Genomic DNA, 11,312 nt, shown 5'->3' on the forward strand with positions numbered 1-11,312 from the left:
TCCGGACTGCGCCGACCTGCACCGCGGGGAAACCATGAATTTCGCCGGAAGCCTTGGTCCCCGCCCCCGCAACCTCGAAGTCCAGGACCTGGCCAGCTTCGACAGCCTGGTGGCCGGCGGTGCGGTCAACCTGCACGGCTGGCACGCCCAGTCCCTTGACCTGCGGGGCCGGTCGGCGGCACTCAGGAACGTCAGCGTCGAGGGCGCAATGTTCCTGGGCTGCATCTTCGATGACGGCATGGAAGCCACCCTCCGCAGCCGCGGCGCCCTGATCTTCCCGCGCCTGGAGGGTGTCCCCTTCGACCCCTACCGCGCGTCGCTGTATTCCCCGGCCGAACTGTACGCCGGCCTGGAAAGCTCGCCCTACGAGGAGCTGCCGGATGCCCGGATCTACCACTGGAGCATCCAGCCCGGCCAGCGCCACCGGGTGGATTCAACGCTGGCCTCGGCCCTGCATGACCACGCAATCGGCGACGCGCTGGATGAGCTGATCCGGTCCGGCGCGTGGCCCCGCCGCTCGATCGTGGGCGTGATGGGCGGCCACGCAGCGCCCCGCGGCAGCCGGGAATTTGCTAACGCGGCACGGCTGGGCAGGCTCCTGGCCCTCGACGGCCACTCCGTGGCCACCGGTGGCGGGCCCGGGGCCATGGAGGCAGCAAATCTCGGGGCGTACCTCAGCCAGGCGTCCGACGGCGACGTGCAGGCAGCGCTTGCCGCCCTCGCCGCTGTTCCCGGCTTCCGTCCCTCGGTGTCGGCGTGGGCACGTGCGGCGGCAGGCGTCGTCGGACGCCATCCGGACGGGACGCCGTCGCTGGGGATCCCCACTTGGTTCTACGGACACGAACCGCCCAATTTCTTCGCCACGCACATCGCCAAGTACTTCGCCAACGCCATCCGCGAGGCCATCCTGCTGGAACTGTGCCACGGCGGAATCGTCTTCCTGCCGGGAGCGGCCGGCACCGTCCAGGAGATCTTCCAGGACGCCTGCGAAAACTACTACGGAGCCCGCGAGAAGGTGGCCCCCATGGTGCTGGTGGGCCGCCGGCACTGGGAGCAGGAGTACCCGGCCTGGCCCATGCTCAGGAGCCTCGCCGCGGGCCGTGCCATGGCGAACTACATCCACCTCGTGGACACGGTGGAGGAAGCAGTGGAGGTCCTCCGGCAGCGCTGAACGCTGCCAGAGGACCTCCGCGAACTATCCTGCCTGGTGCTAGCCGACGGCCGTGCCGAAGAGCAGGCCCAGCAGGTAGGTGATGGCTGCCGCGCCCAGGCCAATGGCAAGCTGCCGCAGGCCGCGGGTCAGCGGGGACGTGCCGGACAGCAGGCCGACGGCGGCACCGGTGGCCAGGAGTGCGACGCCCACCAGGGCGCCGGCCACCACGAGGGCAGCCACGCCGGTCAGCCCGAACAGGAACGGCAGGATGGGAACGATGGCACCGGAGGCAAAGAAGCAGAAGCTGGACAGTGCCGCACCCCAGGCCGTGCCCACTGCCTCGTGCTGGTCCTCTTCCTCGGGCAGGTCAGGCTGCAGGGACAGGCTCGGATCGCAGTCGCAGGGCAGCAGGCCCATGCGCTCGGCCACCCGGTGTTCGGCCGCTTCCCGGGACATCCCGCGGGCCAGGTACACCAGCAGCAGTTCGTTGTGTTCGAGGTCGAGCTGCGGCGCGGCCGCCAGCGTGACCTGCGTCGGGCGGGTGGCGGCCAGCAGCTCGCGCTGGGAGCGGACGGAAATGAATTCGCCCGCGCCCATGGACATGGCGCCCGCCAGGAGCCCGGCGATGCCGCTGAGCAGCACTACGCTGGAGGCCACACCGGAGGCGGCCATGCCCATCACCAGGGAGAGGTTGCTGACCAGGCCATCGTTCGCGCCGAACACTGCGGCGCGGAAGGTGCCGGCCAGGCGGTTGCGACCGCGGGTGGCCAGGCCCCGCACTACTTCCTCATGGATCTGTTCATCGGCGGCCATCGCAGCGGTGGCGTTCGGGTCCTTGGCGTAGGGGGAGCGGCCCTCGGCGCGCTGGGCCAGGGCCAGGACGAATACGGAGCCGAAATGCCGGGCCAGGAAGCCGAGGAACCGGCTGCGGGCCGAGGCCCTCTTCGGCTTGCCGGCGTGCTCGCCCAGCAGTGCGAGCCAGTGGGCTTCGTGCCGGCCTTCGGCTTCGGCCAGGGCCAGGAGGATGGACCGTTCCTCACCTTCGCGGTTCTGGGCCAGGTCACGGTAGACGGCGGCTTCCGCACGCTCGTCGGCCAGGTACTGGCGCCACCGCTTGATGTTCGACGGCGAGGGCTGGCCAACGCCGCCGGCTTCCGGGGGCGTTGCGTGGGAATGGGACCGGGCGTGCTGCGACACTGAAACTCCTGGGCTGGAAAGGGCATGAACTCGCGCCTTTGCCCTGCAAGCCTACTGCGGATTTCCGCGGTTTTTTGGCTGGCAAACCTCGCTCGAAAGTTTCGGTAGACCTTAAAATCAGCCGGTGCCCGCGCCCCGGTTACAGGCTCTTCTCCGGGTCCGCTGCGGCTATTGACCCGTCCGCCCGGCCGGTGCTCTGATGAAGGTGTGGCGCAGGCTGCGCCCTACCTGAAAGAGCACGTCAGGCGAACACACGGAGGTTGAATCATGAGCACCACCGGACAGCACCCGGACATGCCGCACCTGGACGCCGTCGAAGCGGACCCCGCCTACGATTACGCCGAGGATGCACCGGTAGACGACGCGGACTGGGACGCCGAGGACGAGTTCATCGACCAGGAAGAACCGGTGGTCCAGCCGGCCCCGGTAGTCATCGACGCCGAGGACCGTGAGGTCCCGCTGGATGACGACGGGCGCGACACGGGGGAGTAGGACTGACGACGGCGGCACCTCCTTTCGCTGCAGGGCGAAAGGAAGTGCCGCCGTCGTGCGTTTAATCCCTGCAGGTCAGCGGCCGGCCAGGACTTCCTCGGGCGTCCCTTCCTGCTCCTGGCTTGCGACGCGGCGGTGCCAGGCGCGCATGACCGCGGGATCGGTGGGGCGCGTAAGCAGCGAGGCGGCGACGTATACCGCGGCGGAGGCCAGCAGGCCGTAGTAGATCGGTTCGTTGGCGTAGATGCCGTCCAGCGGGACCTCGGCGTTGATCTCAAGGATGATCATGGTGCCAAGGGTGATGACGGAGCCGACGGCCATCGAGGCAGCGGCGGCGATGCCGGTTCCGCGCTTCCAGACCAGGCCGCCGAGGATCGCGACCAGCAGCCCGCCCACCAGGATGTCGTAGGCAATGGTCAGCGCCGCAACAACGTCCTTGGTGACGATGGCGATGACGATCGCCACAACCCCCAGGCCAAGGACCCACACGCGGTTGGCCTTGACGTCGTGCTCGGGGTTGTCGGAGTCGTCGGTGTTGATGGTCTTGCCAAACCAGCCGGCGACGAAGGGCACGACGTCGGCGCGGGCCACCGTAGCGGCGGCAATCAGCGCGCCGGAAGCGGTGGACATCATGGCGGCAACGGCGGCGGCGAGCACCAGGCCGCCGATGCCGATGGGCAGCAGGTTGGTGGCAACCTCCGCGTAGACCACGTCCTTGCCCAGGGCCTTCACGTCGATGGCGGGCAGGGCCACGCGGGCTCCCAGGCCGATCATCGCGCCGGCGGCACCGTAGAGGATGCAGTAGAGGCCGGCTGTTGAACCGCCCCACCTGGCCACCTTGGGTGTTTTGGCGGTGAACACGCGCTGCCAGATGTCCTGGCCGATCAGCAGGCCCAGGGTGTAGACCACGAAGTAGGTGATGATCGTCTGGATGCCGATGCCGTCGATCTGGAAGAAGCTGGCATCAACCCGGCTGCGGATCCCGTCAAGACCGCCGGCGGCATTCAGCGTGAAGGGCAGCATCAGGAAGAAGATGCCCACCGTTTTGATGACGAACTGGACCTGGTCCGCCAGGGTGATGGACCACATGCCGCCGATCGTGGAGTACACCAGCACGATGGCGCCGCCCACCGCGATGGCCAGTGCCCGGTCCCAGCCGAAGAGGACGACGAAGATGGTGGCGTAAGCCCCGGTGGAGGTGGCGCAGAGCATCAGGGTGTAGGCGAGCATGACGATGCCGGACGCCTCGGTGGCCCTGCTGCCGTAACGGAGGGTGAGCATCTGGGACACCGTGTAGATCTTCAGCTTCTGGATGGTTCCGGCAAAGAGAAGGCTCAGGAGCAGCACGCCCGCGCCGATGGCCACCACCAGCCACATTCCCGAGATGCCGAACTTGTAGCCCAGCCCCACGCCGCCCACCGTGGACGCTCCGCCCAGGACGACGGCGGCCATGGTGCCGGTGTAAAGGAACGGGCCCAGGCGGCGGCCGGCCACCAGGAAGTCGCTGTTGTTCCTGGTGCGGGACTTGCCCCACCAGCCGAAAGCCAGCATTGCGAGGAGGTACACCACCACGATGGCGATGTTGATGGCACTTGCATCCATGAATGGCTCCTTGGAGCTGTCGGGGCCGGGTGTGAGGACCCGGGGCGGGACGCCGGGAACCGCCGCGGACGAATACGGTGAGGACCTGTAATTGCCTTATAGGCAACAGGAGTTTCCAAAGACTAGGGTGTGATGTGGCTGACAGTCAAGGAATTGACGGAGAGAACCCGGGGCGTGTGGCGTCTGCGCGTCACAAAAGCGCCGCCCATTAGGATGGCTCGAGAGTGGAGCCGGACTGCCGGCCATGAAAGGTTCGTAGATGAAGGCACTGCCAGTTGAGCCGAGCAATGTCCCTGTTGCCATCGGCTCCAGGATCCGGGCCGCCAGGCAGTCCCAGCGGCTCACCATCGAGCAGGTCGCGGATGCCACCGGGCTGACCAAAGGTTTCCTCAGCCGGGTGGAGCGGGACCTGACATCACCGTCGGTTGCGTCCCTGGTGACGCTGTGCCAGGTGCTCTCCATCTCCATCGGCGACCTTTTCGTGGCACCCGAAACCCACCTGACCAAACGCAACGACGGTCCCCGGATATCGCTCGGCGGCCAGGGCATCGTGGAGCGGCTCCTGACGGCCCGCTCGGAGCGCCGGGTCCAAATCATCCAGGCCGTGATCGAGCCGCATGGCCGCGGGGAGTCCGAGTTGTACGCGGTGGATTGCGACGTGGACGTCCTGCATGTCATCAAGGGGTCCATCAAGCTGATCCTCACCAACGAGGAATACGACCTCGATACAGGCGACACCGTGACCTTCCCGGGCCGCGAACCCCACACCTGGGTCAATCCGACGGACAGGCCGGTCGAGGTGCTCTGGGTCCTGGTGCCCGCCGCGAGCCGGTAGCGCCTGCGCCGTGCATTCCCGCCGGCTTCGGTTTCGCGTCACGTGGAGCACTCTTTTGCCGGTTGCCTGCCAGGCTTCCCTCGGGAACACTGGCTTCCTGCCGTTTCCGGCTGCCTAAAACGTGCCTGGTCTGACGCGGTGTCCCGGCCGGGGAGGATCAATTGGTAAACAACCGATGCCCATTGGAAAACTACGGTGTATGATGGCAGTCACAGAAGTCCCCAACTCCTCGAAGGAGAGGCCTCCATTGGAAGAGCTGCGCATTGAAGCCAACGGCAACCTTGGCCCCATCGATTCATCCCGGATCCCCCGCTATGCCGGAGCTGCCACCTATGCCCGCCTTCCGCGGCTGGACCAGGTGGCCAAGGCTGATGTGACAGTGGTGGGAGTGCCTTTCGACTCGGGGGTCTCCTACCGCCCCGGCGCCCGCTTCGGCGCGAACCACGTTCGCGAGGCCAGTCGCCTGCTGCGCCCCTACAACCCCGCCTGGGACGTCAGCCCGTTCGAGAACATCCAGGTGGCCGATGCCGGGGACATGGCGGTGAACCCGTTCAACATCAACGAAGCCATTGAGACCATCCAGCAGAACGCACTGGACCTCACGGCGGCCGGGAGCAAGCTGCTGACCCTGGGTGGCGACCACACCATCGCCCTGCCGCTGCTGCGCGCCGCCGCCGAACGCGCCGGCGGACCCATCGCCATGCTGCACTTCGACGCCCACCTGGACACCTGGGACACCTACTTCGGCGCCGAGTACACCCACGGCACGCCCTTCCGCCGCGCAGTGGAGGAAGGCATCCTGGACACCGAGGCCATCAGCCATATCGGGACCCGCGGCCCGCTGTACGGGAAGAAGGACCTCGACGACGACCACCGCTTTGGGTTCGGCATCGTCACCTCCGCGGACGTCTACTACCAGGGCGTGCTGGAAACCGTGGCCAAGGTCCGGGACCGGATCGGCAACCGCCCGCTGTACATTTCCGTGGACATCGACGTCCTGGACCCGGCCCACGCCCCAGGCACCGGCACCCCCGAGGCCGGCGGCATCACCAGCCGCGAACTCCTGGAGATCATCCGGGGCTTCCGCGGCATGAACCTGGTGGGCGCCGACGTCGTCGAAGTCGCGCCTGCCTATGACCACGCTGAGATCACAGGTGTGGCCGCGAGCCACGTCGCGTATGAACTGGTGACCCTCATGGCGGACAATGCAGTGCCGGGCAGCAGGTTCGGAGCGGAGACCGGGTACCAGGCCCAGGCGCTCGGTCAGGAAGCCCGCCGGCCCGCGGGCTTCGCGGCCGCCGCCAAGGAGTAGCGCCGTGACGGAAATTGCCCCGCCGGCCCCGGCCTTGGGAAGCAGCGTCCGCAACGGCGGGGACCTCGTCGTCGAAACCCTCGAGGCGCTGGGGGCCAAGACCGTGTTTGGCATCCCGGGCCAGCACGCCCTGGGCCTGTTCGACGCCATGGGCCGGGGCAACCTGCACTTTGTCTCCTCCCGGGTGGAGAACAACAGCGCCTTTGCCGCGGACGGGTACTCCCGCGCCACGGGCGAAGTGGGTGTGCTGTTCCTGTCCACCGGCCCCGGCGCGCTGACATCCCTCGCCGGGCTGCAGGAGGCCTACGCCACGGGCGTACCCATGGTGGTGGTGGCCAGCCAGATTCCGTTGGAGGGGCTCGGGGCCCGGCGCAAGGGCATGCTGCACCAACTCGATGACCAGAAGGCCTCCGCGGCCAACGTCACCAAGAGCCAGCGGCTGATCCAGCACGCCTCCGGCATCCCCTCCGCCATCCAGGACGCCTGGACCGAGGCCATCTCCTCCCCGCAGGGCCCGGTGTGGCTCGAGATCCCGCAGAACGTCCTGCTGGATCCGATCATGGTCCCGCCGGTGGAGGATGCTTTGGCCGAGGCCGCGGACAATCCGCCGCGGATCGAACTGGTGCGGGAGGCTGTGAAATGGCTGGAATCAGCCAAGCGCCCGGCCATCATCGCCGGCGGTGGAACCCGGCGGGGCAAAGCGGAGAAATCCCTGTTGTCCCTTGCCGAGAAGCTGCATGCGCCGGTTATCTGCACCCCGGGCGGCAATGGTGCGTTCCCCTGGAACCACGGGCTGTCGCTGCAGTCCTGGATCGAGGACCGGTACATGACCGACCTCCTCGAGGACGCCGACGTCCTGGTGGTCATCGGGTCATCCCTGGGCGAGGTCACCTCCAACTACTTCACCTTCGAGCCGCGCGGCAGGATCATCCAGATCGACGCCGAGCCCCGGGTGCTGGAGTCCAACCGGCCAGGCCTGGGGATCCGCGCCGACGCGAGCCAGGCGCTGGCGGCCCTGGACGCAGCTCTTGAATCCGGGCGGGCAACCATGCCGGACTGGCACGGCAGCACCCCGGAAGAGCTGGTCAAGGAGTCGCTTGCCAAGGTCCGCGCCAGGCTGGAATCGCAGGATCTTGCCAAAGAACTGAAGTTCATGGCGGCCATCCGGGAGGCCGTTCCGGCGGATATGCAGACGTTCTGGGACATGACCATCGCCGCCTACTGGGGATGGTCCTGCTGGGACGCCCGCGGAGGGCAGTTCCATTCAGCCCAGGGTGCCGGCGGCCTGGGTTATGCGTTTCCCGGGGCCATCGGCGCAGCGGTTGGATTGGAGACCATGGGCAGGCCCGGCCGGGTGCTGGCCGTCTCCGGCGACGGTTCGTCCATGTACTCCATTGCGGAACTGGCCACCGCCAGGCAGCACAACGTGCCGGTCACCTGGCTGATTGTGGACGACGGCGGCTACGGCATCCTGCGCGAATACATGGTGGGTGCGTTCGGCAAGGCCACCGCCACCGAACTGGCCCGTCCCGACTTCGTGGCGCTCGCCGAATCCTTTGGCGTGCCGGCCACCCGGGTGGCCCCGGAAGACGTGGGGGACGCGCTCCGGGCGGGGTTCGCTGCCGACGGGCCCAGCGTCGTCGTGGTTGAAACCCTCCTGAAGATGTTCGGGCCTACACATCTGGCGCCCTGACGCAGCCACCAACCGCGAGCTCCCCCATGTCCTGGACACCGTCCGCCGGACGTGGGGGAGCTGGTCATTTAAGGCGCCGCCAGGAACAACTTCGTTTCCCTAAGCAACCTTTTTCTGATACAGTTGCTTGCAGCAACTAATTCTTAGGGAGCATCATGTCTGTCGCACCGGCCACCGCAGCCGACCTCGTCAGCCACATCTATGACCTCCAGCGTGCACTGCGCTGCGTCACCATGATGAACGTCAAAGGCCAGGACACCGGCATCGCCCTTCAAGGCGTGCTCAAGTTCATCGGCGAAGGGGAGACCCGCGCAGCGCACCTGGCCGAGCGGCTGGGGGTCAGCCCGCCGGTGCTCAGCCGGCATGTGGCCGAACTGGCGGACGCGGGACTGGTGCTCCGCACCCCGGACCCGGACGATGGCCGGGCCCAGCTGCTGGCACTTTCCCCGCGGGGCAAGGAGAAGCTGGCGGAGCTGGTGCGGCACCGGGCGGAAACGCTCCAGGCGTACCTGTCCGACTGGAACGAGGACGACGCCGTTGCAACAGCCGCGATGTTGAACAAGCTCACGGCATCCCTGAAGAATTCCATCCGGGCAAGGGCGGCCGGAACAACCACCGAACAGAAAACGCAGGAGTCCATTAATGGCTAACGTCACCGCCGCCGCGGACCAGGAGCAGGAGCGCCAGCGCGAACGCACCGCCAGACAGGAGTCGCGGCAATCCAAGCGCCACGAGCCCGGCGCCCCCATGAACCACCGGCAGATCATGGAAGCCCTGACCGGCCTCCTCGCCGCCTTCTTCACCGCCATCCTCAGCAGCACCATCGTTGCCAACGCGCTGCCCACCATCATGTCCGAGCTCAAGGGCACCCAGACGGACTTCGCCTGGGTTATCACAGCCGCACTGCTGGCCAACGCGGCCACCACCCCCATTTGGGGCAAGCTCGCCGACCTCTTCGATAAAAAGGTCCTGGTCCAGCTCAGCATCGTGATCTTCGTTGCCGGCTCGGTCATGGCAGGTTTCTCGGAAAACATCCCGTTCCTGCTCACGGCCCGCGTAATCCAGGGCATCGCCATGGGTGGCCTGACCGCCCTGGCGCAGGCAATCATCGGCTCCATCATCCCGCCCCGCGAACGCGGAAAGTACTCCGGCTACATGGGTGCCGTCATGGCCGTGGGCACTGCCGGCGGTCCTCTGCTGGGCGGCTTCATCGTGGACAGCTCGCTGGGCTGGCGCTGGACCTTCTTTGTCTGCGTGCCGCTCGCCGTCGTCGCCCTGATCCTGCTTCAGGTCACGCTGAAGATCCCGCACGTGAAGCGCCCCGCCAAGATCGACTGGTTCGGTGCCATCCTGCTGACCTCCGGTGTCAGCCTGCTCCTGATCTGGGTTTCCTTCGCCGGCAAGGCCGACTACTACGACTGGTGGTCCTGGCAGTCAGCCGTCATGGTAGGCGGCGGCGTCCTGCTGCTCGCGCTGCTGGTGCTGGTGGAGTCCAAGGTGTCCCAGCCGATCATCCCGCTGAAGATCATCTCGGAGCGCACCACCGCGCTGGCCATTGTCGCCTCTGTCGCCGTGGGCGTTGCCATGTTCGGTTCCTCCACCTTCCTGGGTCAGTACTACCAGGTGGCCCGCGGTGCCACACCCACCGAAGCCGGCCTGTTGACCCTGCCCATGATCGCCGGCAACCTGATCGGTTCGGTCGTCTCCGGCCAGCTGATCAGCCGCTACGGTAAATGGAAGCGCTTCCTGATCGGCGGCACCGTCCTGCTGATCGGCGGCCTGGCACTCGCCGGAACCATGGACCACACCACCGAACTGTGGCTGACCGGCCTGTACACCGGCATCTTCGGCATCGGTTTGGGCATGCTCATGCAGAACCTGGTCCTGGCCGTCCAGAACACGGTCCGCGCCTCTGACATCGGCTCCGCCAGCGCCTCCGTCGCATTCTTCCGTTCCGTGGGTGGCGCCATCGGCGTGTCCGTCCTGGGCGCCGTCATGGCCAACCACGTCAAGGACCTGGCTACGGATGGGCTGGCAAAGCTGGGCATCCAGGCCGGGGGCAACAGCGGTGCCACGCTGGACCTGAAGGACCTGCCGGCGCCCATCGCCGAGGTCATGCGTGCGGCCTACGGTGATGCCACGGCCGGAATCTTCATGATCTCCGCCATCGTTGCAGTCGTGGCCCTCATCGCCGTCATCTTCGTCAAGGAAGTACCGCTGCGCAAGACCGTTGACATCACGCCGGAGAAGGCGCTTGAGGCCAACGCAGCCGGTGAGGCCGGCATGACCGCCACCATGACGGGGCAACTGCCCATGGTTTCCAGCGACGTGCCGGACGGGACGGCCGCTCAGCCCACCAGTGCACGGAGCTCCCTCCGTCCTGCCGCAGCGCCTGCCAAGGTGTACGACGGCGGTGCTGCCGCAGCGGCGGCGGCATCCGGCAGGGTTGCCACGGAGGACTTCGAGGAAGTCTTCGCACGGAGCTTCCGCTCCGAGGAGCTGGACCTGAGGTCCGCCGGCAGCGTGGACAAGGCTGCCGATGCGATCGCCAGTGCCGCGGCCACCCTGCAGAAGCTGCAGGACACCCAGCACCTGCTGGCGCGGCAGCAGGCCGAGCTCGGGACACTGGTGCTGGACATCCAGCAGCAGCTGCGCTCCCAGCAGGAAGTGGCGGCCGGGCAGGCAGCCACGGCGGCAGAGCTCAGCCGGCTGCAGCGCAAGCTCCTGAAAGAACGCAAGATCCAGGCAGCAGCTGCCCTGTACCTGGCCGGGCACGGCAAGCACAGCGCCGCAGCACCCTCCCCGTCCGGCGGGGAAGGTTCTGCCCCGGTAACGGGACAGTAAGCCAGCCCGTTTGGGGCTGCCGCGCCCTGGACGGCACCGCATCAACGCCGCAGCCCGCACCTGGGGAACCCTCCGGGTGCGGGCTGCGGCGTTCCTGCGTGGGTGGGAATCCCCGTCCGCTGGAAACGACGTTTCAATTGAGACTTTGCAGCGGGGAATTATGCTTCCGCCGGGACCCAAATGT

The 11,312-nt window shown here is 67.3% G+C and carries 9 protein-coding genes; 7 read left to right on the forward strand and 2 right to left on the reverse strand.

The window, feature by feature from the left end:
• The first annotated feature begins 34 nt into the window (after positions 1-34).
• Positions 35-1,171, forward strand: coding sequence for an LOG family protein (locus tag ACZ9J7_RS11550; RefSeq protein WP_476209501.1), 1,137 nt, complete (start codon positions 35-37; stop codon positions 1,169-1,171).
• Between the two features lie 39 nt (positions 1,172-1,210).
• Here the strand turns inward: ACZ9J7_RS11550 and ACZ9J7_RS11555 are convergent, their stop codons facing one another.
• Positions 1,211-2,350, reverse strand: a complete 1,140-nt coding sequence (locus ACZ9J7_RS11555) for a VIT1/CCC1 transporter family protein (RefSeq protein ID WP_476209502.1) — start codon at positions 2,348-2,350, stop codon at positions 1,211-1,213.
• Positions 2,351-2,617: 267 nt separating this feature from the next.
• Between ACZ9J7_RS11555 and ACZ9J7_RS11560 the strand changes: the two genes are divergently transcribed.
• Positions 2,618-2,842, forward strand: coding sequence for a hypothetical protein (locus ACZ9J7_RS11560; protein WP_476209504.1), 225 nt, complete (start codon positions 2,618-2,620; stop codon positions 2,840-2,842).
• A 75-nt stretch (positions 2,843-2,917) separates the two neighbouring features.
• Here ACZ9J7_RS11560 and ACZ9J7_RS11565 read toward each other — a convergent pair whose 3' ends face one another.
• Positions 2,918-4,444: a sodium:solute symporter family protein gene (locus tag ACZ9J7_RS11565; RefSeq protein WP_476209506.1), complete on the reverse strand. Its 1,527-nt coding sequence runs from the start codon at positions 4,442-4,444 to the stop codon at positions 2,918-2,920.
• 259 nt (positions 4,445-4,703) lie between these two features.
• Between ACZ9J7_RS11565 and ACZ9J7_RS11570 the strand changes: the two genes are divergently transcribed.
• From ACZ9J7_RS11570 to ACZ9J7_RS11590, 5 genes are all read left to right on the forward strand, one after another.
• Positions 4,704-5,279 carry a helix-turn-helix domain-containing protein gene (locus ACZ9J7_RS11570; protein ID WP_476209508.1) on the forward strand — a complete coding sequence of 192 codons (576 nt, stop codon included), beginning with the start codon at positions 4,704-4,706 and terminating at the stop codon, positions 5,277-5,279.
• A gap of 247 nt (positions 5,280-5,526) precedes the next feature.
• Entirely contained in the window at positions 5,527-6,591 is a 1,065-nt protein-coding gene (gene speB / locus ACZ9J7_RS11575) for an agmatinase (RefSeq protein ID WP_476211843.1), read from the forward strand.
• Positions 6,592-6,595: 4 nt separating this feature from the next.
• Positions 6,596-8,284: a thiamine pyrophosphate-binding protein gene (locus tag ACZ9J7_RS11580; RefSeq protein ID WP_476209510.1), complete on the forward strand. Its 1,689-nt coding sequence runs from the start codon at positions 6,596-6,598 to the stop codon at positions 8,282-8,284.
• A 155-nt stretch (positions 8,285-8,439) separates the two neighbouring features.
• Entirely contained in the window at positions 8,440-8,934 is a 495-nt protein-coding gene (locus tag ACZ9J7_RS11585) for a MarR family winged helix-turn-helix transcriptional regulator (RefSeq protein WP_476209512.1), read from the forward strand.
• Positions 8,927-11,128 carry an MDR family MFS transporter gene (locus ACZ9J7_RS11590; RefSeq protein WP_476209514.1) on the forward strand — a complete coding sequence of 734 codons (2,202 nt, stop codon included), beginning with the start codon at positions 8,927-8,929 and terminating at the stop codon, positions 11,126-11,128. Before ACZ9J7_RS11585 ends, ACZ9J7_RS11590 begins: the two co-directional genes overlap by 8 nt.
• Positions 11,129-11,312 lie beyond the last annotated feature (184 nt).

Source organism: Pseudarthrobacter sp. TE9888 (genome assembly GCF_056279345.1).